This is a genomic window from Streptomyces sp. NRRL S-31 (genome assembly GCF_000718775.1).
Lineage (GTDB): Bacteria > Actinomycetota > Actinomycetes > Streptomycetales > Streptomycetaceae > Streptomyces.
Window position 1 is genome coordinate 1 of sequence record NZ_JOCB01000036.1, and the last position, 25,742, is coordinate 25,742.

At 73.6% G+C, this 25,742-nt stretch carries 24 protein-coding genes and 1 pseudogene; 10 read left to right on the plus strand and 15 right to left on the minus strand.

Annotated elements, in window-relative coordinates:
• The 4 genes from IF37_RS39465 to IF37_RS0116060 form a co-directional block, all read right to left on the minus strand.
• The coding region (locus tag IF37_RS39465; protein ID WP_037856621.1) for a biotin/lipoyl-containing protein at window positions 1–307 on the minus strand (307 nt) is incomplete at its 3' end.
• A 63-nt stretch (window positions 308–370) separates the two neighbouring features.
• Entirely contained in the window at window positions 371–1,759 is a 1,389-nt protein-coding gene (lpdA, locus tag IF37_RS0116050; protein ID WP_030742466.1) for a dihydrolipoyl dehydrogenase, read from the minus strand.
• Window positions 1,760–2,034: 275 nt separating this feature from the next.
• Window positions 2,035–3,600, minus strand: a complete 1,566-nt coding sequence (locus IF37_RS0116055; protein WP_030742468.1) for a leucyl aminopeptidase — start codon at window positions 3,598–3,600, stop codon at window positions 2,035–2,037.
• A 297-nt stretch (window positions 3,601–3,897) separates the two neighbouring features.
• Window positions 3,898–4,683 (minus strand): adenosylcobinamide-GDP ribazoletransferase, encoded by a 786-nt coding sequence (locus IF37_RS0116060; protein WP_030742469.1) that lies wholly within the window; start codon window positions 4,681–4,683, stop codon window positions 3,898–3,900.
• A gap of 125 nt (window positions 4,684–4,808) precedes the next feature.
• Between IF37_RS0116060 and IF37_RS0116065 the strand changes: the two are divergent.
• Window positions 4,809–5,018: pseudogene (locus IF37_RS0116065) on the plus strand (hypothetical protein); the annotation flags it as partial.
• Here the strand turns inward: IF37_RS0116065 and IF37_RS44480 are convergent.
• The 3 genes from IF37_RS44480 to cobT form a co-directional block, all read right to left on the minus strand.
• Window positions 4,958–5,692, minus strand: coding sequence for a hypothetical protein (locus IF37_RS44480; RefSeq protein WP_030742474.1), 735 nt, complete (start codon window positions 5,690–5,692; stop codon window positions 4,958–4,960). The pseudogene IF37_RS0116065 and the gene IF37_RS44480 overlap by 61 nt on opposite strands.
• A gap of 21 nt (window positions 5,693–5,713) precedes the next feature.
• A complete protein-coding gene (locus IF37_RS0116075) occupies window positions 5,714–7,510 on the minus strand; it encodes a phosphatidylglycerol lysyltransferase domain-containing protein (protein WP_030742475.1) in 1,797 nt (598 codons plus the stop codon).
• Between the two features lie 219 nt (window positions 7,511–7,729).
• On the minus strand, window positions 7,730–8,800 hold the full coding sequence (cobT, locus tag IF37_RS0116080; protein WP_030742477.1) for a nicotinate-nucleotide--dimethylbenzimidazole phosphoribosyltransferase: 1,071 nt from the start codon (window positions 8,798–8,800) through the stop codon (window positions 7,730–7,732).
• Window positions 8,801–8,933: 133 nt separating this feature from the next.
• Here cobT and IF37_RS0116085 point away from each other — a divergent pair, with 133 nt between their 5' ends.
• The gene (locus tag IF37_RS0116085; RefSeq protein ID WP_030742479.1) at window positions 8,934–9,917 is read left to right on the plus strand and encodes a class I SAM-dependent methyltransferase; all 984 of its coding nucleotides are present in this window, start codon (window positions 8,934–8,936) and stop codon (window positions 9,915–9,917) included.
• A gap of 30 nt (window positions 9,918–9,947) precedes the next feature.
• Here IF37_RS0116085 and IF37_RS0116090 read toward each other — a convergent pair whose 3' ends face one another.
• On the minus strand, window positions 9,948–11,150 hold the full coding sequence (locus IF37_RS0116090; RefSeq protein WP_030742481.1) for a bifunctional adenosylcobinamide kinase/adenosylcobinamide-phosphate guanylyltransferase: 1,203 nt from the start codon (window positions 11,148–11,150) through the stop codon (window positions 9,948–9,950).
• A gap of 79 nt (window positions 11,151–11,229) precedes the next feature.
• Here IF37_RS0116090 and IF37_RS0116095 point away from each other — a divergent pair, with 79 nt between their 5' ends.
• Complete coding sequence (locus IF37_RS0116095; RefSeq protein ID WP_030742483.1) at window positions 11,230–11,439, plus strand: hypothetical protein; 210 nt, start codon at window positions 11,230–11,232, stop codon at window positions 11,437–11,439.
• A 36-nt stretch (window positions 11,440–11,475) separates the two neighbouring features.
• Here the strand turns inward: IF37_RS0116095 and IF37_RS0116100 are convergent, their stop codons facing one another.
• From IF37_RS0116100 to IF37_RS0116110, 3 genes are all read right to left on the minus strand, one after another.
• Window positions 11,476–12,594, minus strand: a complete 1,119-nt coding sequence (locus IF37_RS0116100; RefSeq protein ID WP_030742484.1) for a S1C family serine protease — start codon at window positions 12,592–12,594, stop codon at window positions 11,476–11,478.
• Window positions 12,595–12,650: 56 nt separating this feature from the next.
• Window positions 12,651–13,424, minus strand: a complete 774-nt coding sequence (locus IF37_RS0116105) for a bifunctional 2-polyprenyl-6-hydroxyphenol methylase/3-demethylubiquinol 3-O-methyltransferase UbiG (protein WP_030742486.1) — start codon at window positions 13,422–13,424, stop codon at window positions 12,651–12,653.
• A 77-nt stretch (window positions 13,425–13,501) separates the two neighbouring features.
• On the minus strand, window positions 13,502–14,101 hold the full coding sequence (locus tag IF37_RS0116110) for a DUF3043 domain-containing protein (protein ID WP_030742488.1): 600 nt from the start codon (window positions 14,099–14,101) through the stop codon (window positions 13,502–13,504).
• Between the two features lie 287 nt (window positions 14,102–14,388).
• Here IF37_RS0116110 and IF37_RS0116115 point away from each other — a divergent pair, with 287 nt between their 5' ends.
• Together IF37_RS0116115 and IF37_RS0116120 are read left to right on the plus strand one after the other, a co-directional pair.
• Window positions 14,389–15,180, plus strand: coding sequence for a PspA/IM30 family protein (locus IF37_RS0116115; protein WP_079165769.1), 792 nt, complete (start codon window positions 14,389–14,391; stop codon window positions 15,178–15,180).
• 32 nt (window positions 15,181–15,212) lie between these two features.
• Window positions 15,213–15,491 (plus strand): hypothetical protein, encoded by a 279-nt coding sequence (locus tag IF37_RS0116120; RefSeq protein ID WP_030742493.1) that lies wholly within the window; start codon window positions 15,213–15,215, stop codon window positions 15,489–15,491.
• Between the two features lie 21 nt (window positions 15,492–15,512).
• Here the strand turns inward: IF37_RS0116120 and IF37_RS0116125 are convergent, their stop codons facing one another.
• Complete coding sequence (locus tag IF37_RS0116125; RefSeq protein WP_030742495.1) at window positions 15,513–16,880, minus strand: hypothetical protein; 1,368 nt, start codon at window positions 16,878–16,880, stop codon at window positions 15,513–15,515.
• Between the two features lie 274 nt (window positions 16,881–17,154).
• Between IF37_RS0116125 and IF37_RS0116130 the strand changes: the two genes are divergently transcribed.
• The 3 genes from IF37_RS0116130 (at window position 17,155) to IF37_RS0116140 (ending at window position 22,304) form a co-directional block, all read left to right on the plus strand.
• Entirely contained in the window at window positions 17,155–18,372 is a 1,218-nt protein-coding gene (locus IF37_RS0116130) for a sensor histidine kinase (RefSeq protein ID WP_030742504.1), read from the plus strand.
• Entirely contained in the window at window positions 18,369–19,049 is a 681-nt protein-coding gene (locus IF37_RS0116135; protein ID WP_030742506.1) for a response regulator transcription factor, read from the plus strand. The genes IF37_RS0116130 and IF37_RS0116135 overlap by 4 nt, the downstream gene beginning before the upstream one ends.
• 153 nt (window positions 19,050–19,202) lie before the next feature.
• Complete coding sequence (locus tag IF37_RS0116140; RefSeq protein WP_030742508.1) at window positions 19,203–22,304, plus strand: efflux RND transporter permease subunit; 3,102 nt, start codon at window positions 19,203–19,205, stop codon at window positions 22,302–22,304.
• A gap of 59 nt (window positions 22,305–22,363) precedes the next feature.
• Here IF37_RS0116140 and nadA read toward each other — a convergent pair whose 3' ends face one another.
• Window positions 22,364–23,548: a quinolinate synthase NadA gene (gene nadA, locus IF37_RS0116145; RefSeq protein WP_030742510.1), complete on the minus strand. Its 1,185-nt coding sequence runs from the start codon at window positions 23,546–23,548 to the stop codon at window positions 22,364–22,366.
• 271 nt (window positions 23,549–23,819) lie between these two features.
• Here nadA and IF37_RS0116150 point away from each other — a divergent pair, with 271 nt between their 5' ends.
• Window positions 23,820–24,176, plus strand: a complete 357-nt coding sequence (locus tag IF37_RS0116150) for an iron-sulfur cluster assembly accessory protein (protein ID WP_023551351.1) — start codon at window positions 23,820–23,822, stop codon at window positions 24,174–24,176.
• Here IF37_RS0116150 and IF37_RS44485 read toward each other — a convergent pair.
• Window positions 24,169–24,315 carry a hypothetical protein gene (locus IF37_RS44485; RefSeq protein ID WP_158727347.1) on the minus strand — a complete coding sequence of 49 codons (147 nt, stop codon included), beginning with the start codon at window positions 24,313–24,315 and terminating at the stop codon, window positions 24,169–24,171. The genes IF37_RS0116150 and IF37_RS44485 overlap by 8 nt on opposite strands.
• A 113-nt stretch (window positions 24,316–24,428) precedes the next feature.
• On the minus strand, window positions 24,429–24,635 hold the full coding sequence (locus tag IF37_RS0116160) for a hypothetical protein (RefSeq protein ID WP_030742514.1): 207 nt from the start codon (window positions 24,633–24,635) through the stop codon (window positions 24,429–24,431).
• A gap of 130 nt (window positions 24,636–24,765) precedes the next feature.
• Between IF37_RS0116160 and IF37_RS0116165 the strand changes: the two genes are divergently transcribed.
• Window positions 24,766–25,740 carry a carbohydrate kinase family protein gene (locus tag IF37_RS0116165; RefSeq protein WP_030742516.1) on the plus strand — a complete coding sequence of 325 codons (975 nt, stop codon included), beginning with the start codon at window positions 24,766–24,768 and terminating at the stop codon, window positions 25,738–25,740.
• Window positions 25,741–25,742: the final 2 nt, after the last annotated feature.

A 25,742-nucleotide genomic window follows, 5' to 3' on the forward strand; every position in this document is an offset into this window, starting at 1 on the left:
GCGCGGGCTCGGCGGCCGGAGCCGGGGCGGCCTCGGCGGCGGGGGCCTCGGCGGCGGCGGGCGCGCCCGTGCCGTCGTCGATGATGGCCAGCTCGGCGCCGACCTCGACGGTCTCGTCCTCGGCGACCTTGATGGAGGACAGCACGCCGGCGGCGGGGGCGGGGATCTCGGTGTCGACCTTGTCGGTCGAGACCTCGAGCAGCGGCTCGTCGGCCTCGACACGCTCGCCCTCGGCCTTCAGCCAGCGGGTGACAGTGCCCTCGGTGACGCTCTCGCCGAGCGCCGGAAGGGTTACGGAAACCGCCATGGTTTCGGTTGCTCCTTACGAAATTGCGGAAGTCTGTGTCGTCGCGCCCGAAGACGGAAGGCGTCAGTCGTGCATGTGGAGGGGCTTGCCGACCAGCGCCAGGTGCGCCTCGCCGAGGGCCTCGTTCTGCGTCGGGTGGGCGTGGATGAGCTGGGCCACCTCGGAGGGCAGGGCCTCCCAGTTGTAGATGAGCTGGGCCTCGCCGACCTGCTCGCCCATGCGCTCGCCGACCATGTGGACGCCGACCACGGCGCCGTCCTTGACCTGCACGAGCTTGACCTCGCCCGCGGTCTTCAGGATCCGGCTCTTGCCGTTGCCGCCGAGCGGGAACTTGATGGAGACGACCTTGTCCGCGCCGTAGACCTCCTTGGCCTTGGCCTCGGTGATGCCGACGGAGGCGACCTCCGGGCTGCAGTACGTCACCCGCGGGACACCGTCGTAGTCGATCGGGACGACCTTCAGGCCGGCCAGACGCTCCGCGACCAGGATGCCCTCGGCGAAGCCGACGTGCGCGAGCTGGAGGGTGGGGACGAGGTCGCCGACGGCGGAGATGGTCGGGACGTTGGTGCGCATGTACTCGTCGACCAGGACGTAGCCGCGGTCCGTCGCGACGCCCTGCTCCTCGTAGCCGAGGCCCTGCGAGACCGGGCCGCGGCCGACGGCGACGAGCAGGATCTCGGCCTCGAACTCCTTGCCGTCCGCCAGGGTGACCTTCACACCGTCCTGGGTGTACTCGGCCTTCTGGAAGAACGTGCCCAGGTTGAACTTGATGCCGCGCTTGCGGAACGCGCGCTCCAGGAGCTTGGAGGAGTTCTCGTCCTCCACGGGGACGAGGTGCTTCAGGCCCTCGATGACCGTGACGTCCGAGCCGAAGGACTTCCACGCCGAGGCGAACTCGACGCCGATGACACCGCCGCCCAGGATGATCGCGGACTTGGGCACGCGGTCCAGGACGAGGGCGTGGTCGGAGGAGATGATGCGGTTGCCGTCGATCTCCAGGCCCGGCAGGGACTTCGGCACGGAGCCGGTCGCCAGCAGGACGTGACGGCCCTCGACGCGCTGGCCGTTCACGTCGACGGAGGTCGGGGAGGACAGCCGGCCCTCACCCTCGATGTACGTCACCTTGCGGGAGGCGATGAGCCCCTGGAGGCCCTTGTACAGGCCCGAGATGACCTCGTCCTTGTACTTGTGGACAGCCGGGACGTCGATGCCCTCGAGGGTGGCCTTGACGCCGAACTGCTCGCTCTCGCGGGCCTGGTCGGCGACCTCGCCCGCGTGGAGCAGGGCCTTGGTGGGGATGCAACCCTTGTGCAGGCAGGTGCCGCCGACCTTGTCCTTCTCGATCAGGGCGACGTCCAGACCCAGCTGCGCCCCGCGCAGGGCCGCGGCGTAACCACCGCTGCCACCGCCGAGGATCACTAGGTCGAAAACGGTGCTGGCGTCGTTCGCCACGTCACGTTCCTCCATGCATGTGCGCCGTACGCCGGTCGACGATGACCGGCTGGCGGCTGGTGTCCGGCCGCTTGATGCTTCGGCCCTTCGGTGGGGGCCCTGTCCTGCCGGGCTCCATCTTTGCACTTGTTCGAGGCGGACGAGACGCCGGGCTGGAGTGTGAGACACCCCACTCGCGCCGGTGGGCCGGGCGCGCGGAGCGGGGGCGTGGGCGCGCACGGCCCCACGCCCCGGCGCCTCCCCGTACTACGGAAGCGGCCGAGCCGTCGGGCGGCTCAGCCCAGGTCGCCCGCGGCCGTCAGCTCGGCGAGGCGGACCAGCGTCCGCACCGCAGACCCGGTCCCGCCCTTCGGCGTGTACCCGAACGGGCCGCCCTCGTTGAACGCGGGCCCGGCGATGTCCAGGTGCGCCCAGGTGATGCCCTCGCCCACGAACTCGCGCAGGAAGAGGCCGGCCACCAGGCCGCCGCCCATCCGCTCGCCCATGTTCGCGATGTCGGCGACCTGCGACTCCATGCCCTTGCGCAGGTGCTCCGGCAGCGGCATCGGCCAGGCCGGCTCGCCGACCTCCTCCGCCGCCTCGTGCACCGCGGAGCGGAACGCGTCGTCGTTGGCCATGACAGCGAACGTCCGGCTGCCCAGCGCCAGCATCATCGCGCCGGTGAGCGTGGCGACGTCCACGATCGCGTCCGGGTTCTCCTGCGAGGCCGCCCACAGCGCGTCGGCGAGGACCAGCCGGCCCTCGGCGTCGGTGTTGAGCACCTCGACCGTCTTGCCGCTGTACATGCGCAGCACGTCACCCGGGCGCACGGCGGAACCGGACGGCATGTTCTCGGCCAGCGCCAGCCAGCCGGTGACGTCGACCTCCAGGCCGAGGCGGGCGGCGGAGACGACCGCGGCGAACACGGCGGCGGCACCGCTCATGTCGCACTTCATCGTCTCGTTGTGCCCGGCCGGCTTCAGCGAGATGCCGCCCGAGTCGTAGGTGATGCCCTTGCCGACGAACGCCAGGTGCTTGGCCGCCTTGGGGTGCTTGTACGACAGCTTCACCAGGCGCGGAGTGGCCGCGGAGCCGCCGCCGACGCCGAGGATGCCGCCGTAGCCGCCCTTGACCAGGGCCTTGTCGTCGAGCACCTGCACCTTGATGCCGTGCTCCTTGGCCGCGGCCTGCGCGATGGCGGCGAAGGCGGCGGGGGTGAGGTCGTTCGGCGGGGTGTTGATCAGGTCGCGGGCGCGGTTCAGCTCCTCGGAGACAGCGACCGCGCGGGCGACCGCGCCCTTGTGGGCGGCGTCGCGCGGCTTGCCGCCGAGCAGCGCGGCCTCGGCCAGCGGCGCCTTGCCGTTCTTCGCCCGCGCGTTCCCGGCGTCGCTCTTGTAGGTGTCGAAGGAGTAGGCGCCGAGCAGGACGCCCTCGCTGATCGCGCCGATCGCGCCGGGGCTGTCGACGGGCAGCGCGAACGCGGCCTTGCGGGACCCGGCGAGCGCGCGGGCCGCGAGGCCGGCGGCCCGGCGCAGCGCCTCGGCGTCGTACCCGGTGTCGCCGCCGTCGCCGTCCTCGGTGTCGGCGGCGGCGTTCTCGCCGTCGGGCAGCGCGCCCAGGCCCACGGCCACCACGAGCGGGGCCTTGAAGCCGGCCGGTGCGGGCAGCTTCGTCAGCTCGCCCTCGGCACCCGAGGCGCCGAGGGTCTCCAGGACGCCGGCCAGCCGGCCGTCGTACGCCTTGTCCACGGCCTCGGCGCCCGGCGCGACGACGGGCCCCTGGGCGCCCTTGGCGACACCGATCACGATCGCGTCGGCCCGCAGGCCGGGCGCCGCGGCGGTGCTGAGAGTCAGAGCAGTCACGGTGGTGAGATCTCGCTTCCGATGTGAAGTTGCTGTGGCCGAAAAGGGGTGGGTCGACCGGGCCCGACAGCCGACCCTAGGTCCAGGCCTGTGGACAGGTGGCTACCGGGGCCTTCACCGCGTCGGCGAACACCCGGGACGAGCCTACGCGCGTGGGCCCATTCGCTCATTCTTTCGGTTATACACCTGTGTGTGGCGGCATGGTCATTTCGCCTCCCCGTACACCCGAGACCCGGGTCGTGCCCGCCGGGTTCCGGCTCACCGGTTCGCATGACGCCCACGGGTTGCCGCACGGCGCTACCGCCCGAGCGCCAGCACCACGAGCGCCGCCGTCGCGGCCGTCTCCGCGACCGCCCCGAACACGTCCCCCGTCACCCCGCCGAACCTGCGGACGCACCGCCGCAGCAGCAGCTCGGCGACGACGGCACCGGCGGCCACCGCGGCGGCGGTCCGTACGCCGTCGTACCCGCCGAGGCACGCGCCCGCCACCCCGGCCGCCGCCACCACACCGGCCGCGCCGCCCAGTGCGGCCCCCCTCGGCACCACCCCGGCGACCGCGGCGCCCAGCCCCTCCGGGCGGGCCGCCGGGACCCCGGCCCGGGCGGCCAGGGTGAGCGCCAGTCGGGCCGCGACCGCCGCCACCACGGTGGCCAGGGCGCCCCGGGCCCAGGAGACGGCGTAGAGCTGCGCCACCACCGCCACCTGGGCCAGCAGCACCAGCACGAGGGTGAGCACCCCGAACGGCCCGATGTCCGACTGCTTCATGATCCTGAGGGCGTCCTCGGCGGGTCTGCCGCTGCCCAGCCCGTCGGCGGTGTCGGCGAGCCCGTCGAGGTGCAGCCCGCGGGTCAGCGCGGCGGGTACGGCGACCGAGGCGACGGCGGCGAGCGGCGCGCCGGCGCCGAGGGCGAGCAGCAGCAGGCCGAGCCCGGCCGCGCAGCCGCCGACGACCAGCCCGGCCACCGGGGCGCACAGCATTCCGCCGCGCGCCGCCCCCCGGTCCCAGCGGTGCACCCGGACGGGCAGCACGGTGAGCGTGCCGAAGGCGAAGCGGAGACCGTCGAGGCGCGAGGACGTGAGCACCGGCGCAGGTTACCCGGCGGTCCTCGAGCCGCCTCCCGCGGCCGGGGCCAGGGTGCGCATATGGGGCACTGCGAACTGCCGCTGCTGCTCGCCCTCGCCGCCTTCCTGCTGACCTTCGTCGTCACTTGGTCGCGCTCGTCGGCGCGGTCCGGCTGGCCCGCCCCGGCTCCCCGTGGGCCCGCCGCTTGTACGCCCGCCGGCCCCGCGCCCGCGCCCGGGCCGAGCTGCGCGCCTTCCGGCACGACCGCCGCTGGACCCGGCCGAGCCGCGCCCTTCAGGACTGGATCGGCGGCAAGCCCGACCCCCGCCCGGCCCATCTGCCCGACCACCGGTGAGGGCGGGGCCGCGGCCGGCTCCCGCGCCGGTCCCGCACCGCCGCCAGCAGGCACAGCAGCCCCACCGCCATCAGCGCCGCCAGGTGCTCCTTGCCCGCCAGGTTCTCCTTCACCAGCACCTCCACGACCATCGCCAGCGTCACCGCGCCCGTCGTGACGTAGGCGCCGTACCGCCAGCCCGCGAACACCGCGAGCCCCACCACCGCCGCCGACGGCCCGGTGTCCACCACCTGCGCGTCGGTCCACGGCAGCCCGAACGGGGCGTGCGCGCCGAGGGTGATGCCGAGCCGCGCGTACAGCGTGCCGGCGAGCGTGGCGACGTAGGCGACGGCCAGCGTCCGCCACCAGCCCAGGCACAGCTCGGCGATCCCGAACACCAGCAGGATCTGGGCCAGCGCCCCCCACACCGGCAGGTCCGGCGCGGGCACGAACAGCGACAGGGGAGTGCGCAGCAGCGCCGCCCACAACGGGTCCTCGGCCCGCACCGCGCCCATGTCCTGCACGCAGCGATAGCCCCAGGGCTGGTTCTGCGCGTGCTGGAGGAACGCCGTCAGCGCGACCGCCGAGAGCGTCATCGGCAGCGCCAGCGGCCCCCGTTCCCGCAGGCGCCCGCGTACGGCGGTGTACAGCGGTCCCCACTCGGCGCGGCCCCAGCGGGCGAGCGTTCCCCTCACGCGTTCCTCATCCCCGTACGGTCATCGGTGCGTGCCCAGGTGCCTGCGGTGCAGCCACTTCGGCAGCCCCGGCGCCTCCAGGAAGCCCTCCGCGCGGGCCGAGGCGAGGCCGATGCGCGGCAGGTCCGCGCTCTTCTCGAAGAGCAGGAACCGCGGCTCCCAGATGGGCCGGTACTTGGCGTTGGCGCGGTACAGCGACTCGATCTGCCACCAGCGCGAGAAGAAGCTGAGCAGCGACCGCCACAGCCTCAACACCGGTCCGGCACCGAGGCGCGCGCCACGTTCGAAGACCGACCGGAACATCGCGAAGTTGAGCGAGACCTGAGTGATCCCGGTCTCGGGGGCCCGCCGCAGCAGCTCGATGACCATGAACTCCATCAGCCCGTTGTCGGAGTCCCGGTCCCGCCGCATCAGGTCAAGGGAGAGCCCGCCCGGACCCCACGGCACGAAGGACAGCAGCGCCCGCAGCCGCCCTGCGGCGTCCGTGCACTCCAGCATCACGCACCGGCCGTCGCGCGGGTCGCCGAGCCGGCCCAGCGCCATGCTGAAGCCGCGCTCGGTCGCCCCGTCCCGCCAGTCGTCGGCGCGCTCCACGAGGTACGCCATCTCCCGCGCCGGGATGTCCTCGTGCCGCCGCACGCGCACCTCGTACCCGGCCCGCCGCACCCGGTTGTACGCCTGCCGGACCGTGCGCATCGCCCGTCCCTCCAGCGTGAACTCGGCGACCTCCACGATCGCCTCGTCACCGAGCTCCAGCGCGTGCAGCCCGTGCCGGGCGTAGACGGTCCCGGCCTCCTCGCCCGCCCCCATCACCGCCGGGATCCAGCCGTGCGCCCGCGCCTCGGCCAGCCACGGCGTGATCGCCCCCGGCCATGCCTCCGGGTCGCCGAGCGGATCGCCGGAGGCCAGGCTCACCCCGCCGACGACCCGGTAGGCGACGGCGGCCTTCCCGGTCGGCGACCACACCACGCTCTTCTCCCGGCGCAGCGCGAAGTAGCCGAGCGAGTCGCGGTCCCCGTGCCGCTCCAGCAGCGCCCGCAGCCGCTTCTCGTCGTCCTCGGTGAGCGGGTCGACGGCCCGCCGGGAGCGGAAGGCGGCGTAGAGCACGGCGAGGACGAGGGCCGTGCTGAGCACGTTGACCGCCACGTTGGCCCAGTTGGGCGGGGCGATGCCGGGGAAGCGCGACCCCTCGGCCGCGACCGAGACCAGCCGCAGGGTGCCGTAGTGCCAGCGTTCCCAGAACGTCGAGCGGGCCGCGTCCGGCGCCTGGTTGGTGGCCGTCACCAGCAGCGCGGCGAGCAGGCTCGCGGCCAGGCCGCCGCCGGCCGCCACGGTGGCCGCGAGCCGGGGGTTGGACCGGTCGCCCTTGGCGTAGAACTCCCGGCGGCCGGCGAGCAGCGCGCCGACGAAGGCGGCCGTCAGCGCCAGGGAGACCCAGTTCTGGGTGTACCGCCGGATCTCCCAGAACGCCATGGCGGCCGCGAACAGGGCCAGGAACAGCCCGCTCGTCACCAGGTTCAGGATCCACGCGGCCCGCTTGCGGCGCCGCATGGTGATCGCCAGGAAGGCGGTGAAGACACCGGAGGCGAAGCCGGCGGTCAGCAGGTACGGCGTGAAGAAGTCGTCCTGGTTGTGCCGGCGCACGTCCTGGCCGAGCGAGACCCACACCGCGCTGAGGAAGTTGACGAAGGCGACGGCCCGCAGGTACCAGACGGCGAAGGCGGCGGCCCTCCGGGACGCCCCGGACGGCCACCGTGCCCGCCCACCGGTCCGCTCCGCGTCCGCTCGCCGCACCACGGCAGTCCGGGCATCTCCCATGGTGCAGGATGATATGGGCGAAGATCGGGCGAACCGTGCTATTCAGGGCGCCTGTCCCGTGCCTGTCCCGGTAAGCGGCGCGCCCCGGCACCGGCCGCGTGTCCGGGCTGCTCCCGCTCCGCCGATTTCCGGCTCCGCGTCCGGGCTGCTCCCGCTCCGTCGGCCCCCCGCCCCGCGTCCGGGCTGCTCCCGCTCCGCCGGCTCCCGTCCCGCCGTCGCTTACTCCGCCGCGGGCTCCTCCCCGGGCTCCCGCTCGGGAAGCTCCGCGGCCAGCGCGGCGGCGGCCCGCACCAGCGGCAGCGCCAGCAGCGCGCCGACGCCCTCGCCGACCTTCACCCCCTGGTCCAGCAGCGGCTCCAGCGCCATCCGGTCCAGCGCCTTCTCCTGCCCCGGCTCCCCGCCGAAGTGCCCGGCCAGCCACCAGTCCGGCGCCCGGAACGCGATCCGCTGGGCGACCAGCGCGCACGCGGCGGACACCACGCCGTCGAGGACCACCGGCAGCTTCCGCACCGCGCACTGGAGCAGGAACCCGGTCATCGCCGCGAGGTCCGCCCCGCCCACGGCCGCCAGCAGCCGGAGCTGGTCGCCGAGCACCGGCCGGGCGCGCCGCAGCGCGTCCCGGATCGCCGCGCACTTGCGCATCCATGTCAGGTCGTCGATCGCGAGCCCGCCCCGGCCGGTCACCACGGACGCGTCGGTGCCGCACAGCGCGGCGATCAGCACCGCCGCGGCCGTGGTGCCGCCCACGCTGACATCACCGAGCACCACCAGATCGGTGCCCGAGTCGGCCTCCTCGTCGGCGATCGCCACACCCGCCCGCAGGGCCGCCTCGGCCTCCTCGACGGTGAGCGCGTCCTCGACGTCGATACGGCCGCTGCCCCGCCGCACCCGGTGCCGCACCACGTCCTCGGGGAAGGCGTCCGGCGGGCAGTCCAGCGCCATGTCCACCACCCGTACGGGCACCTCCTGCCGGCGCGCGAGCACGGCCACCGGGCTCGCACCCTCCAGCACCGCCCGCACCAGCCGCTCCGCGCTGCCCGCGGGGCGTGCCGAGACGCCCAGCTCGGCGATGCCGTGGTCACCGGCGAACAGCACCACCCGCGGCCGCTCGACCTGCCGTACCGGTACCTCGCCGCGGGCGGCGGCCAGCCACTCGCCCAGCTCGTCGAGGCGGCCCAGTGCCCCGGGCGGCACGATCCGGCGCTCGCGCAGGGCCTCGGCGTCACGGCGCACGCCCCCGTCCGGGCGCTCGATCAGATCGGTGAAGTCGTCCAGATTAAGGCTGCTCATTCGCCGAACAGTACCGCCCGTGGACCGACGGGCCCGCGCCACATCGTCACCCCACCCGCACGATGTCTTTGCACCCCGGGGCGGTATCCCATACGTTCCGCTTTGCCGCGGAATGTCGCACAGGGAGCCGCCCATGCCGACCACGCCCCTCACCCCGCAGATCACCACCCCCTTCGACCCCTTCCTGGAGCCGCGCCGCGCGGACTGCCCCTGGTGCGGCTCCCGGAGACTGCGCACCCGGCTGCACGCGCCCGACCCGCTGCGCCACCGGGCGGGCACCTTCGCCGTCGACGCCTGCCGCGACTGCGGCCACGTCTTCCAGAACCCCCGCCTCACCGCTGAGGGACTCGCCTTCTTCCACCGGGACTTCTACGAGAGGCAGCTGGAGGAGTTCACCGACCGCGTCCGCACCGCCCGCGCGGTCCGGCGCCGGCACCGCGCCGCCGCCCGCCGCCTGTCGGCGCTGCGCGAACCGGAGAGCTGGCTGGACGTCGGCACGGGACACGCCCGCTTCCCCGAGGCGGCGAAGGAGTTCTTCCCTTACACCAGCTTCGACGGGCTGGACCCCACGGCCCGCGTCGAGCAGGCGCTCCTGGAGGGCCGGGTGGAGGAGGCGCACCGCGGCTATCTGACGACCCCCGGCACGGCGGCCCGACTGCGCGCCCGCTACGACGTGGTCAGCATGTTCCACCACCTGGCGCACGCCCCCGACCCGCGCGCCGAACTCCGCGCCGCGCTGACCGTCCTGCGCCCCGGCGGCCACCTGGTCGTCGAAGTCCCCGACCCGCGCTGCGCGTTCGCCCGGCTGCTGGGCAGGTGGTGGCTGCCGTACGGCCAGCCGCGCCACCTGCACCTGGTCCCGCCGGCCAACCTGCGCGCGGAACTGGAGCGCCTGGGCTGCACGGTCCTCGTCACCGACCGCGCGGACGCGCACGTGCCCTGCGACCTGTCGGCGGCGCTCACCCTGGCCGCCCTCCACGCCCACCCGGTGTTCCGGCTGGCCGCCGCGCCGGTGACCGCGCTGGCCTCGGCCGCGGACCACGCCCTGGCACCCCTGCTGCGGCACACGCCGTTCTCCAACGCCTGCCGGATCGTGGCCCGCAAGGCCGTCCGCTGACCCGCGCCCCCGTGGGGAGCCCGCCCCCGGTCAGCCCCGCAGCACCAGCGCCTGCCCGGCCACGACCAGCAGCACCTGCTCGCACTCCGCCGCGAACGCCGCGTTCAGGCGCCCCAGTTCGTCCCGGTAACGCCGGCCGGAGGCGGTCGCGGGCACGATGCCCGACCCCACCTCGTTGGAGACCGCGACCACGGTCCGCCGCGCGGTCCGCACCGCGTGCGCCAGCTCCCGCACCCGCTCCCGCAGCGCCTTCTCGCCGCCGCCCGCCCACTCCGCGTCGTCCCACGCCCCGACCGAGTCCATCACGTCCGTCAGCCACAGCGACAGACAGTCGACCAGCAGCGGCGGACCGTCCTCGGCCAGCAGCGGCACCAGGTCCGTCGTCTCCGTCGTACGCCACGACCCCGGCCGCCGCTCCCGGTGCAGGGCCACCCGCGCCGCCCACTCGGTGTCCCCGCCGCGCGTGCCGCCCGTCGCCACGTACAGCACGTCCGGGAACGTCTCCAGGCGCCGCTCCGCCTCCACCGACTTGCCCGAGCGGGCACCGCCCAGCACCAGCGTCCGGCGCGGCACGTCCGGCACCTCCTGGTACGCCCCGACCAGCAGCGTCGTGCCGTCCGGCACCGCCCGCGCCCCGGCCGCCGCGAGCCGGCGCCGCAACTCCGCGCCGGGCGGCACGTCGTGGCCGAGGTGGACGGCGAGGACGTCCGTCGTGGGACCCGCCGAGCCGACCGCCCGGAGCCGGGCGAGCGCGTCCGGACGGGTCACCACGTCCGCGAGGACCATGTCGTAGGACTGCGCCGTCGCCTCCTCCAGACCGGCCGGCGCCCCGCCCGGCGGCAGGTACAGCAGCCGCTGCCCGTCCGGCCCGGTCACCGCGTACCCGGTGCCGCCCGCGTCCATCGCCACGGCCCGCACCCGATGTCCCGTCAGCAGCGCCAACTCCCGCCCGTCCGGCACCCGGCCGGGCTGCGGCAGCCCGGCCGGCACCTCCACCGCCGGGCCGTCGTGCGGGTGCGACAGCAGCACCTGCCGCACCCCGCCCAGCGAGTGCCCGGCGCGGGCCGCCGCGAACGCCGCGCCCGGCGTGAGGTCGAGCAGCAGTGTGCCGTCCACGAGCACCGCGGTCGCGGCCCGCGCGTCCGGCCCGAGCGCGGTCGCGCAGACGGCACAGGAACAACCGGGTCGAGGCAGCCCCGCGGGGGCACCGGTACCGAGCAGAGTGATTTCCACGGACCGATTTTCGCCTGTCCCGGCAGGTCTTGCGCTCCCGGCTAGGCTGCCAGCAGGTGTTGGATCAAAGGAGGCGCACATGACGGCATGGACGTGGCGGTTCGAGAAGTCCGACGGGACGGAGGTCCAGCCCGCGGTCCAGCCCGAGGAGTTCACCACCCAGGGGGACGCCGAGTCCTGGATCGGCGAGCACTGGAAGGCGCTGCGGGAGGGCGGGGCCGACCAGGTGCGGCTGTTCGAGGAGACCAGCGAGATCTACGGGCCGATGAGCCTGCACGCCGAGGCGTGACCCGAGCGGGGGCGGCGTGGGGAGGGGTCCCCCTCCTCACTGCTCGCCCAGCGTGACCTCGGCCGTCCGCTGGACGCCGTCGCGCTGGTACGTCACCGCGGTCCGCTGCCCCGGCCGGTCCGCGGCCAGGGCCTCGGACAGCGAGGTGACGGTGGTGATGGGCCGGCCGCCCACCCCGGTGATGACGTCGCCGGGGCGCAGGCCCGCCCGGTCGGCCGCGCCGCCGCCGCGCGCGGTCACCACCGCCACCCCGATCGGCTGGTAGCGGTCGTCCACGACCGTCCGCGCGGTGATGTCCAGGGCCGCCCGGCCGGAGTCGACGACCTTGCCGGTCCGCACGATCTGGTCGGCGACCGTCCGCACCATCGACGCCGGGATCGCGAAGCCGATCCCGGGCGCCGCGCTGCCCCCGAGGTCCGGGTCGGCCGCGGCGAGCGTCGGGATGCCGATCACCCGGCCGTCCAGGTCGACCAGGGCGCCGCCGCTGTTGCCGGGGTTGATCGCGGCCGAGGTCTGCACCATGTTCGCGATCGTCGCGCCCGTGCCGCCGCCCGAGCTGCCCTCGCTGACGGTCCGCCCGGTCGCCGAGACGATGCCCTCGGTGACACTGGACGACAGCCCCAGCGGCGATCCCATGGCCAGTACGATCCGGCCGACCTCCACCTTCTCGGAGTCCCCGAACACCGCCGGTCGCAGCCCGTCCGGCACCTGGTCCAGCCTGATCACGGCCAGGTCCTGCTCGGGGTAGGAGTAGACCAGGCTCGCGGTCAGCGGCTCCTCGCTGTTGGCCGTCGTCACCAGGAACTTCTTCTCCGCCCCCACCACATGGGCGTTGGTGACGATGTGCCCCTTGTCGTCGTAGACCACCCCGGAGCCCAGGTCGTGGCTCGCCTGGATCTGCACGACCGACGGCAGGACCTCCTTGATGACCCGCTGGTACCGGCTCTGGAGATCGTTCGCGGCCGCCGGCGCCACCGCCCGGGCGGTCGCCGGGTCGTCCCGGCCGGCCGGGGCCGCGGGGCCGGAGCAGCCGGCGGCGAGGACCGCGCAGACGGCCAGCGACGCGGCGCGGACGGCCGTACGCGGCGCACGGGTACGCGGCGCACGGGTACGAAGCGCAGGGGCACGGAGCGCACGGGCACGGGAAGCGTCCATGCCCCGAGTCTCACCGCGCCGTGATCACCCGGCCCGCGCTGTTGCCCCGAACGGGCTCAGCCGCGTACCCCGCACAAGTGCAGCAGGGCCGCCACCCGGCGGTATGGGTCCGTGCGCCCGGCCCGCTCCTCGACCGCGAGCAGGGTGCCGAGGTCCGCCGGGAGCGTCGCGCCGTCCGCCGCCGTGTCGGTGAAGACCCGGACGCCGTACCAGGCGTGCAGTGGGGCGGCGATGCCGGCGAGCGTGGCGGTGAGGGAGGCCAGGCGGTCGGCCCGGACGTCCGGGCCGGTACGGAGGGGGGTGCCCCCGTCGGTGCCCCCGTCGGGGTCTGCGCCGGGGTCCCCGTCCGGGGCCGTGCGGGCATGGGGGAGGGTGGCCGCGCCGTCGAAGGCGGCCAGGGCGCCCGCCCAGTCGCCGGTCAGACCGGGACGCATGGCGAGCGCGTCGCCGTTGCGGACGACGAGGGAGAGCAGCCCGCCGGGGGCCAGCATCCGGGCCAGGCCCGCCACCAGCGGGTCGGGCTCCTCCACGTACATCAGGACGCCGTGGCAGAGCACGACGTCGAAGCTGCCCGGCAGGAAGTGCACGCCGGTGTCCCGGCCGTCGCCCTGCACCAGCCGCACCCGCTCCCGGATGCCCTCCGGTTCCCGGGACACGGCCTCGCGGGCGGCGGCGACCAGCGTCGCGTCCTGCTCGACCCCGGTCACCTGGTGGCCGAGCCGGGCCAGCCGCAGTGCCTGCGCGCCCCGGCCCATCCCCACGTCGAGCACCCGCAGCCGCCGCCCGACCGGGAACCGCCCGGCTATCTGCTCGTCCAGCTGCCGGGTCAGCAACTCCCGCCGGACGATGTCGCGCAGGTCCTGAGGCCCGTCCAGCCGGACCGCACCCACGGGAGAAGCGTCTGCGCTCAGGGCCGCTCTCCGCGCTTGACCTGCGGCTTCGGCAGCCGGAGCCGACGCATCTGCAAGGACCGCATCAGGGCGTAGGCGACCGCGCCCCGGGTGTTCTCGTTCGGGAAGCGCTCGGCCAGCCGCTTCTTCAGACGGAAGCCGCTGACGGCCGCGTCCAGCACGATCAGCACGATCACGATCAGCCAGAGCAGCAGCGCGACGCTCTGGATCGCGGGCACCCGCACCACGCTCAGCACCAGGATGACCACGGCGAGCGGCAGGAAGAACTCCGCCACGTTGAACCGCGAGTCCACCCAGTTCCGGGCGAACCGGCGGACCGGACCCCTGTCCCGGGCCGGCAGGTACCGCTCGTCGCCGCCGGCCAGCGCCTGGCGCTGGCGCTCCAGCGCCCGCCGCCGCTCCTCTCGCTGGCGCTTCGCGGCCTCCTTGCGGTTCGTCGGCGTGGTGGCGACGCTGCGGCGCTGGGTCTGGGCCTCACTGCGCTTGGGCGTGGGCCGACCCTTCGGGGCCTGAGGGTCACGGGGCTGCTTGGAGAGGGTCACCTGCGCCTTGTCGGCGGTCGGGGCCTTCTCTTCCTTGGCACGGCTACGGAACACAAAACCCAAGGGTACGGGCTGCACCCGCGTGGACCCCAGTCCGGTGGGGAACGATCCGGCAACACCGCACGTCTCCAGGGGGGAGAACGGGGCACACGGAAGGGACACCCATCCGGGGGTCGGTGGCATCACCTACTCCTCACGCCGGAGCCGTACGCTCCGCAGTCGTCCTCGGGGATGAGCGCATCACCCCGTGAACAGTGCGGTAATGGAGACGGGGCCCGTACTGTGGGTCCTGTCGCAGGATCTGTGAGCCGGAGTCCGTCAGAAGGGGGCGCGCGAAGCCCATGAGCGGTGTCATGAAGCGTATGGGGATGATCTTCCGCGCGAAGGCGAACAAGGCCCTTGACCGGGCCGAGGACCCGCGCGAGACCCTCGACTACTCGTACCAGAAGCAGCTGGAGCTGCTCCAGAAGGTGCGGCGCGGCGTCGCCGACGTGGCCACCAGCCGCAAGCGCCTGGAGCTCCAGCTCAACCAGCTCCAGCAGCAGTCCGGCAAGCTGGAGGACCAGGGCCGCAAGGCGCTGGCGCTCGGCCGCGAGGACCTGGCCCGCGAGGCCCTCTCCCGCAAGGCCGCGCTCCAGCAGCAGGTCACCGACCTGGAGACGCAGCACGCCACCCTCCAGGGCGAGGAGGAGAAGCTCACCCTGGCGGCCCAGCGCCTCCAGGCCAAGGTGGACGCCTTCCGTACGAAGAAGGAGACCATCAAGGCCACCTACACCGCCGCCCAGGCCCAGACCCGCATCGGGGAGGCGTTCACCGGCATCTCCGAGGAGATGGGCGACGTCGGCCTGGCCATCCAGCGCGCCGAGGACAAGACCGCCCAGCTCCAGGCCCGGGCCGGCGCCATCGACGAGCTGCTCGCCTCCGGCGCCCTGGACGACCCCTCCGGCACCCGCAAGGACGACATCCAGGCCGAGCTGGACCGGCTCTCCGGTGGTACGGATGTAGAGCTGGAACTCCAGCGCATGAAGGCCGAGCTGGCCGGGGGCTCCCCGCAGCAGGCCATCGAGGGCGGCGCCGGTCAGGGGCAGTCCCAGCAGCAGCCGCAGGACACCCCGCGCTTCGACAAGCAGTAGCCCGGCGCCGGGTCCGAGCCGAGGAGGCCGACGTGATCGTACGGATCATGGGGGAGGGCCAGGTGAGGCTGGACGACACCCACCTCGCCGAGCTGAACCAGCTGGACGACGAACTGCTGGCCGAGGTGGAGGGCGGCGACGGCGAGGGCTTCCGCCGCACGCTCACCGCGCTGCTGGACGCCGTGCGCCGGCTCGGCACCCCGCTGCCGGACGACGCGCTGGAACCCTCCGGCCTGATCCTGCCGTCGCCGGACTCGACCCTGGACGAGGTGCGGGAACTGCTGAGCGACGACGGCCTGATCCCCGGCTGAGCGCCCGGGCCCGCCCCCGGCTCAGTCCAGGGTGAACCAGGTGGTCCGGGACTTCCGCCACTCCGGGTGCGTGAGGTCCTTCGCGTCGGTGCCGTCGCCGTAGAGGTCGGCGGCCCCGTCGTCGGTGAGGAGCTGCACCCGGGCGCCGGCGGCGGTCGGGTCGGGCACGGACACCACGGACTCCCAGCCGCCCGCGTCCGCCGTCGGCAGGTCCAGCACCTTCACCGGCCGGTGCCCGGCGATCCCGTCCCAGGAGTACAGGGCGTACGGGGCGCTGTTGTCCTCCGCGGCCCAGGACCCGGCGAGGATCAGGTACCGCCCCTGGTCGTTGCGGCGCAGGTCCCGCACCGACAGCCCGCCGAGGTCCAGCTCGACCGGCGTGCCGAAGGCCGCCTCGGCCCCGCGCGCCACCCGGTCCATGTTCGTCACCGGCACGAGCAGCGCCTTGCCGTCGTTGCGCGGCGGCGCCAGCGGGGCGCGGAAGCCGACGTAGGCGGTGGTGGCCGAACCGGGGGCGAACTCCAGCCCCTCGACGTTGAAGCCGTCGATCCGCTTCGGGGCCTGCCCGTCGGCGGTCGCGGCGGCGAAGCCGTACCGGTCGCCGTTCGCCTCGTCCCAGGCCACCAGGTCGTCGCGGAGCCGGTGCCCGGCGGTGCCGAAGGACAGCCGGGTGGCGGCGCCCGACCCGGAGACGGTCGTGGTGAACACGGTGTTGCGGTCCGGCTTGTACACGCCGTCCTTGTTGTTGCCCAGCGAACCCGTCCAGTAGACCGTGTCCCCGACGCGGGCCGCGCCCTCGATGTCGACCTCCTTGTCCGCGCCCAGCGCGCCGTCGAGGTCCCAGGTCCGCACCGGCGCGCCGGAGACGGCGCCGTCGTACAGGCGCAGGGTGTTGTCCTCGTCGTCGGCGACGATCAGGTATCCGCCGCCTGCGTCCACGGCGGCGGAGGCGTCCGAGGCGCCGGTCAGATAGCGGGCGTCGGCGCTGTGCCGGACGGCCGGGGAGGCCGCGTAGTGCAGGGTCGCGGTGGCCGTCCCGCCGCCCGCGCCGGCCACCTTCAGCGTGAGGTCGGTGTAGCCCCGGGAGCGCGCGGTGACGGCCACGGTGCGGTCGGCGCCGGTCCCGGTGACGTGGACGTCGGTGGTGGCGGCGACCGTGCTCCGGCTGCTCCGCGACGCCGTGACCGTGAGCGCGGAGGCGTCCGCGCCGCTCTGCGCGACCGTCACGGTGACGACCGGGTCCCCGGTGCCGCCGACGGAACCGGACAGATAGGCGGCGGACAGCTTGATCGTGGGCGTGCCGTAGGCGGCGGCGTGGGCGGGGCCGGCCGGGCCGGCGGCCGACAGCAGGGCGAGGACGGCGACGGCCGGGAGCGAGGGGTGGCGCATGGGGGTGCCTTTCGTCGACGGGGGCTCGCGTGTCGAGGAGAAGGCTGGGCAGGCCCGGCCGACAGCGCCTGACGGCGGACGGTCGGTTCGCCGACCGGGGCCCAACAGCTCGAAGGGGCGAGCGCGGTCGGGCGGCCACAGCTCCAGTCTGGCCGATCGCGCGCTTCCCCGCGCCCCTTCGGCGGGCGCGCGGGCACCCCGTCGGCCCCGGCGGGCGAAAGCCCCTTACCCGGCATCTTGCCGTCGGCCCGGCCCCGAACCGTACTGTTCCTCCGTGAGCACTCTCGAACGCGCCCGGTGCGGCCTCCGGGCCCACCCGCTGGCGCTGGACGCGGCCGTCGCGGCGGGCGTGCTGGTCTGCATGGTCGTGGGCTCTTTCGCCGCCCCCCGCGACCAGCACGGGATCACCTGGGGGGTGCGCACCCCCGAACCCCTCGGCCTCCTGCTCATGCTGGCCGGCGCCGTCGCGCTCGTCTTCCGCCGCCGCCACTCCCGGGCGGTCCTCGCCGTCACCGGCTTGGCCTCCGTGGTCGAGAGCGTCACCGGCGATCCGCGCGCCCCGGTCGCGATGTCCGCCGTGGTCGCCCTGTACACCGTCGCCGCCACCACCGACCGGGCCACCACCTGGCGCCTCGGCCTGCTCACCATGACCGTGCTGACGGCCGCCGCGATGCTCGCCGGCCCGCTGCCCTGGTACGCCCAGGAGAACCTGGGCGTCCTCGCCTGGACCGGCATCGGCGCCACCGCGGGGGACGCCGTACGCAGCCGCCGCGCCGTCGTCCAGGCCATCCGGGACCGGGCCGAACGCGCCGAACGCACCCGTGAGGAGGAGGCCCGCCGCCGGGTCGCCGAGGAGCGGCTGCGCATCGCCCGGGACCTGCACGACGTCGTCGCCCACCACATCGCCCTGGTCAACGTGCAGGCCGGGGTCGCGGCCCACGTCATGGACAAGCGGCCCGACCAGGCCAAGGAGGCCCTCGGCCATGTCCGCGAGGCCAGCCGCAGCGCGCTGAACGAGCTGCGCGCCACCGTCGGCCTGCTGCGCCAGTCCGGCGACCCCGAGGCGCCCACCGAGCCCGCCCCCGGTCTCAGCCGCCTCCAGGAGCTGGCGGCCACCTTCCGCAGCGCCGGGCTGCCGGTGGAGGTGGCCGGCGCCGACCAGGGCGGTGCGCTGCCGGCCGCCGTCGACCTGGCCGCCTACCGGATCGTGCAGGAGGCGCTGACCAACGTGCGCAAGCACGCGGGCGCGCGGGCCCGGGCCGAGGTGAGCGTGGTGCGCGTCGGACCGCGCCTGGAGGTCACCGTCCTCGACGACGGCCCGGGCGAGCCCGGCGCCCCGGAGGCCGGCGGCGGGCACGGGCTGCTCGGCATGCGCGAGCGGGTCACCGCCCTGGGCGGCACCCTGACCACCGGACCCCGCTACGGCGGCGGCTTCCGCGTCCATGCGATCCTGCCGGTCACCACGACGACGGCCCAGGGGGAACCCGTATGACCATCCGTGTCCTGCTCGCCGACGACCAGGCACTGCTGCGCAGCGCGTTCCGGGTGCTGGTCGACTCCGAGCCCGACATGGAGGTGGTGGGGGAGGCGTCCGACGGCGCCGAAGCGGTCCGGCTGGCCCGGGAGCACGGCCCCGACGTCGTCCTCATGGACATCCGGATGCCCGGCACCGACGGGCTCGCCGCCACCCGCGCGATCGGCGACGACCCCGCCCTGGCCCAGGTCCGTGTGGTCATCCTGACCACCTTCGAGGTGGACGACTACGTGGTCCGGGCGCTGCGCGCGGGCGCCTCCGGCTTCCTCGGCAAGGGCAGCGAGCCCGAGGAGCTGCTGAACGCCATCCGGGTCGCGGCGGGCGGCGAGGCCCTGCTGTCGCCCGCCGCCACCAAGGGCCTGATCGCCCGCTTCCTCGCCCAGGGCGACGACGGCGCCGTCCCCGACCCCGCCCGTGCCGAGCGGCTCGGCGCGCTCACCGGCAGGGAGCGGGAAGTCCTCGTCCTGGTCGCCGGCGGCCACTCCAACGACGAGATCGCCGAGCGCCTGGCGGTCAGCCCGCTGACGGTGAAGACGCACGTCAACCGGGCCATGGCCAAGCTGGGCGCGCGGGACCGGGCGCAGCTCGTCGTGACCGCGTACGAGTCCGGACTGGTACGTCCGCGGATGGACTGATCTCCACCCACGTGTACTGCGCGCGGAGTAGGGGCCCGGTGAGGAACGGGACCTGGGGCCTACGGATGAGCCCTCCGTGATGGCTCAGGGTGGTGTGGAGTGGGCGCGCGCCTGCGCGCCCCGCCGCCGCTCACCGAAGAGAGACCCTGACCCATGTCCTGGCTGTCCCGGTTCAGCCTCGCGCAACGGGCCCTCGTGGCGCTCGTGTCGCTCGTCGCGCTCGCCTTCGGGCTGATCGCGATACCCCAGATCAAGCAGCAGCTGCTGCCCACCATCGAACTGCCCATGGTGTCGGTGATCGCGCCGTACCAGGGCGCCTCGCCCGACGTGGTCGAGAAGCAGGTCGTCGAGCCCCTCGAGGACAACCTCCAGGCCGTCGACGGCGTCACCGGCGTCACCTCCACCGCGAGCGAGGGCAACGCCGTGATCATGGCGTCCTTCGACTACGGCAACGACACCAAGCGGATCGTCTCCGACGTCCAGCAGGCCGTGAACCGGGCCCGCAACCAGCTCCCGGACACAGTCGACCCGCAGGTCGTCTCCGGTTCCACCGACGACATGCCGACCGTGGTCCTCGCCGTCACCTCCGACAAGGACCAGCAGGCGCTCGCGGACCAGCTCGACACCACGGTCGTACCCGCCCTGAAGGACATCGACGGCGTCGGCCGTGTCCAGGTCATGGGCGTCCGCGACCTCCAGGTCACCGTCACCCCCGACGACGCGAAGCTCGCCCGGGCCGGGCTGACCCCCGCGGCGCTCGGCCAGGCCCTCCAGGCGGGCGGCGCGACCGTCCCGGCCGGCTCCTTCGACGAGGACGGCGCCAACCGCACCGTCCAGGTCGGCGGCGGCTTCACCTCCCTGAAGCAGATCAAGGACCTGATGGTCACCGGCGGGGGCGGGAGGCAGCCGGTACGCCTCGGTGACGTGGCCGCCGTCCGGCAGCGGCCGGCCCCCGCCGACTCCATCACCCGCACCGACGGCCGTCCCAGCCTCGCCGTCAACGTCACCATGGACCACGACGGCAGCGCCGTCTCCATCTCGAACGCGGTCGAGGACAAGCTGCCCGGCCTGCGCGCGGACCTCGGCTCCGGCGCGAAGCTCACGGTCGTCAGCGACCAGGGCCCGGCCGTGTCCAAGTCCATCAAGGGCCTGACCACGGAGGGCGCGCTCGGTCTGCTCTTCGCCGTCCTGGTGATCCTGGTCTTCCTGGCGTCGGTCCGCTCGACGCTGGTCACCGCGGTGTCCATCCCGCTGTCCGTGGTCCTCGCCCTGCTCGTGCTGTGGACGCGCGGCCTGTCGCTGAACATGCTCACGCTGGGCGCGCTGACCATCGCCATCGGCCGGGTCGTCGACGACTCGATCGTGGTCCTGGAGAACGTCAAGCGGCACCTCGGCTACGGCGAGGAGCGCAAGGAGGCCATCCTCACCGCGGTGCGCGAGGTGGCCGGCGCGGTCACCTCCTCCACCCTCACCACGGTCGCCGTGTTCCTGCCGATCGGCCTGGTCGGCGGCATGGTGGGCGCCCTGTTCGGCTCGTTCAGCATCACGGTGACGGCGGCCCTGCTGGCCTCCCTGCTGGTCTCGCTGACGGTGGTGCCGGTCCTGTCGTACTGGTTCCTGCGCGCCCCGAAGGGCACCCCCGGGGACGCGGCGGAGGCCCGCCGCAAGGCCGAGGAGAAGGAGGCGAACAGCCGTCTCCAGCGCGCGTACGTCCCGGTCCTGCGGTTCGCGACGCGCCGCCGGCTCACCAGCGTGCTGATCGCGATCGTGGTCCTGGTCGTCACCTTCGGCATGTCCGGCCTGCTGAAGACGAACTTCTTCGACCAGGGCGAGCAGGAGGTCCTCACCGTCAAGCAGAAGCTGAGGCCCGGCACCAGCCTCGCCGAGACCGACCGGCAGGCCAGGCGGGTGGAGAAGCTGCTCGCCTCCACCGACGGCGTCAAGGACTACCAGGTCACCGTCGGCTCCTCCGGCTTCATGGCGGCCTTCGGTGGCGGCACCGACACCAACCAGGCCAGTTACCAGGTCATGCTGACGGACTCGGCGTCCTACGACGACGTCCAGCGGCACCTCGAGGACGGTCTGGAGCGGCTCAACGGCGCCGGGACGGTCACCGTGTCGGCCGGTGACGGCTTCGGCAGCCAGGACCTGAGCGTGGTGGTCAAGGCATCCGACGCGACGGCGCTGCGGACGGCGGCGGAGCAGGTCCGCTCCACGGTCGCCGGGCTGGACCACGTCACGGACGTCAGCAGCGACCTCGCGCAGAGCGTGCCGCGGATCTCCGTCAAGGCGAACGCCAAGGCGGCGGCGGCCGGGTTCGACGACCAGAAGCTGGGCGCCGCGGTGGCGCAGGCCGTGCGCGGCACGACGGCGGCCAAGGCGGTCCTGGACGACACCGAGCGGGACGTCGTCGTACGGTCGGCGAAGCCCGCGACCACGCTGGCCGAGTTGCGGAAGCTGCGTCTCGGCCCGGTGCGGCTCGGTGACATCGCCACGGTGAAGCTGGTGGACGGCCCGGTGTCGATGACCCGGATCGACGGGCAGCGCGCCGCCACCGTCACGGCCCGGCCGACGGGTGACAACACGGGCGCCATCAGCAGCAAGCTCCAGGCGAAGATCAAGGCCCTGAAGCTCCCGGCGGGCGCCACGGCCGAGATCGGCGGCGTCAGCTCCGACCAGGACGACGCGTTCAAGAACCTGGGCCTGGCCATGCTGGCGGCCATCGCGATCGTCTTCATGCTGCTGGTCGCGACCTTCCGCTCGCTGGCCCAGCCGCTGATCCTGCTGGTCTCCGTCCCGTTCGCGGCGACGGGCGCGATCGGCCTGCTGCTCGTCACCGGCACCCCGATGGGCGTGCCCGCGATGATCGGCATGCTGATGCTGATCGGCATCGTGGTGACCAACGCGATCGTGCTGATCGACCTGATCAACCAGTACCGGGCCCAGGGCCATGGTGTGGTGGAGGCCGTGATCGAGGGCGGCCGGCACCGGCTCCGCCCGATCCTGATGACGGCGCTGGCGACCATCTTCGCCCTGCTCCCGATGGCCCTGGGCGTCACCGGCGAGGGCGGTTTCATCGCCCAGCCGCTGGCCGTGGTGGTCATCGGCGGTCTGATCACCTCGACCCTGCTCACCCTGCTCCTCGTCCCGACGCTCTACGCGATGCTGGAGCTGCGCAAGGAGCGCCGGGCGGCGAAGCGCGCGGCGAAGAAGGAGCCGAGCGAGCCGAGGACGCCGGAACCGGCCGGCGTGTGACGGTACGACGGAGGGCCGGGCCTGGTGACAGGCCCGGCCCTCCGGCACATCCGCCGCGGTTACGGCAGCGCCAGCATCCGCTCCAGCGCCAGCTTGGCGAACGCCTCCGTCTCCCGGTCGACCTGGATGCGGTTGACCAGGTTGCCCTCGGCCAGCGACTCCAGGGTCCAGACCAGGTGGGGCAGGTCGATGCGGTTCATGGTCGAGCAGAAGCAGACCGTCTTGTCGAGGAAGACGATCTCCTTGCCCTCGGGGGCGAAACGGTTCGCCAGGCGGCGGACCAGGTTCAGCTCGGTGCCGATGGCCCACTTGGAACCGGCCGGGGCGGCCTCCAGGGCCTTGATGATGTACTCGGTCGAGCCGACGTGGTCCGCCGCGGCCACGACCTCGTGCTTGCACTCGGGGTGCACCAGGACGTTCACGCCGGGGATGCGCTCGCGGACGTCGTTCACCGAGTCCAGGCTGAAGCGGCCGTGCACGGAGCAGTGGCCCCGCCACAGGATCATCTTCGCGGCGCGCAGCTCCTCCGCCGTCAGGCCGCCGCCCGGCTTGTGCGGGTTGTAGACCACGCAGTCGTCCAGCGACATGCCCATGTCGCGGACGGCGGTGTTGCGGCCCAGGTGCTGGTCGGGCAGGAACAGCACCTTCTCACCCTGCTCGAAGGCCCAGTCCAGCGCCCGCTTGGCGTTGGAGGAGGTGCAGATGAGACCGCCGTGCCGGCCGGTGAACGCCTTGATGTCGGCCGAGGAGTTCATGTACGAGACCGGCACCACCTGCTCGGCGACGCCCGCCTCGGTCAGCACGTCCCAGCACTCGGCGACCTGCTCGGCCGTCGCCATGTCGGCCATGGAGCAGCCAGCGGCGAGGTCGGGCAGGACGACCTTCTGGTCGTCGGAGGTCAGGATGTCCGCCGACTCGGCCATGAAGTGCACACCGCAGAAGACGATGTACTCGGCCTCGGGGCGCGCTGCGGCGTCCCGGGCCAGCTTGAAGGAGTCGCCCGTGACGTCGGCGAACTGGATGACCTCGTCGCGCTGGTAGTGGTGGCCGAGCACGAAGACCTTGTCGCCGAGCTTCTCCTTCGCCGCGCGGGCGCGCAGCACCAGGTCGGGGTCGGACGGCGACGGCAGGTCACCGGGACACTCGACGCCCCGCTCGCTCTTCGGGTCGGCCTCGCGGCCGAGCAGCAACAGGGCGAGCGGAGTCGGCCGCACGTCGAGCTCCGGGGTCTGGGCGGTGGTCACGACACGCACCCTTTCTACTTTTCGTCTAACTGACGCTATCCATGATATCTGCTTCACGTCACTTTGACGATGGCCATAGCGTCCGTGTGACGTGAATCCCGCCGGACTCCCGGGGGTGCCCCGCGGACGCCTGTCCGCCTCCACGGGCATGTGCGAGCATGAGGAAGGAAGAAAAACGCGACCACGCGAATGCCCGGCCCGGAATGAATCCGCGGAAGCGCCGGTTGCACTCGTCGGCAAGCAGTCTCCGTACAACCCGGGAGAGATGTAGATGTCCGTATCGGACGAGACCACCACCGTCACCGACGGCATCATCCTGACCGACGCCGCCGCGGCCAAGGTCAAGGCCCTGCTCGACCAGGAAGGCCGCGACGACCTGGCGCTGCGCGTCGCCGTCCAGCCCGGCGGCTGCTCCGGCCTGCGCTACCAGCTCTTCTTCGACGAGCGCTCGCTCGACGGCGACGTGGAGAAGGACTTCGGCGGGGTCAAGGTCGTCACCGACCGCATGAGCGCTCCGTACCTGGGCGGCGCCACCGTCGACTTCGTGGACACGATCGAGAAGCAGGGCTTCACGATCGACAACCCGAACGCGACCGGCTCCTGCGCCTGCGGCGACTCCTTCAGCTGAACGGGCCGGGCCGGTTCGCCGGCCCGACGGTCATGACGGAGGCGGCGGTCCCCTCGGCGGGGGCCGCCGCCTCCGTGCGTCCGGAGGGGGTCGGCGCGGCCGGCCGTACGGCCCGCACGTACTCCTTGGTGGCCGGCACGCACACCCGGTCCGGCCGGGCGTCCCGGTGACCGTCACCGTCGCCCGGCCCGCGTGTTCCCGCGCTTACTCGTGTCCCGCAGGGCGCACGGTCGCCCGAGGCCGGGGAACCGGTCAGTCGCCGTACTCCGACATCGCGTCCAGCAGCCGGGCGGACCGCGTCGGCACGTCCACGCCGTGGATGCGGGACGGGGACACCGGACGGGACGCGGCGCGCTCCGGGGCGACCCAGTGCGGGGCCATCCGGGCGCAGTCGCCGCGCAGCGACGCGAGATCGTCGGGCTCGGCCGGGGCGGAGGAGGTGACCTCGGGGTTCGTCATGCCCGCACCGTACGCACGGCGCGCACTGCGAAGAAAGATCTACTATCGGGTAGTTTTGCCAGCTTCAGTGGCGGCTTCCGACCGGGTAGCGTGAACTGTCAATCCCGCCTGCCGCAGGAGAATCCCCGTCGTGCGCATCGCAGTCACCGGCTCCATCGCCACCGACCACCTCATGACCTTCCCCGGCCGTTTCGCCGACCAGTTCGTCGCGGACCAGCTGCACACGGTTTCGCTCTCCTTCCTGGTCGACAACCTCGACGTCCGCCGCGGCGGCGTCGGCGCCAACATCGCCTTCGGCATGGGCCAGCTCGGCACCGGGCCGATCCTGGTCGGCGCCGCCGGCTTCGACTTCGACGAATACCGGGCCTGGCTCGACCGGCACGGCGTGGACACCGGCTCGGTGCGCCTCTCCGAGACCCTGCACACCGCCCGCTTCGTGTGCACCACCGACGCCGACCACAACCAGATCGGCTCCTTCTACACCGGCGCGATGAGCGAGGCCCGGCTGATCGAGCTGAAGACGGTCGCGGACCGCGTGGGCGGCCTGGACCTGGTCCTCATCGGTGCCGACGACCCCGAGGCGATGCTCCGCCACACCGAGGAGTGCCGCTCCCGGAACATCCCCTTCGCCGCCGACTTCTCCCAGCAGATCGCCCGGATGGAGGGCGAGGAGATCCGGATACTGCTGGACGGCGCGACGTACCTGTTCTCCAACGAGTACGAGAAGGGGCTCATCGAGGCCAAGACCGGCTGGTCCGACGCCGAGATCCTGTCCAAGGTCGGCCACCGCGTGACCACGCTCGGCGCGCGGGGCGTGCGGATCGAGCGGGCCGGCGAGGACCCGATCGAGGTCGGCTGTCCGGAGGAGGAGCGCAAGGCCGACCCCACCGGCGTCGGCGACGCCTTCCGCGCCGGGTTCCTGTCGGGGCTGGCGTGGGGCGTCCCGCTGGAGCGGGCCGCGCAGGTCGGGTGCATGCTCGCCACGCTGGTCATCGAGACCGTGGGCACGCAGGAGTACCAGCTGCGGCGGGGGCACTTCATGGAGCGGTTCGAGAAGGCGTACGGCGACGAGGCCGGCCAGGAGGTCCGCGCCCACCTGCGCTGACC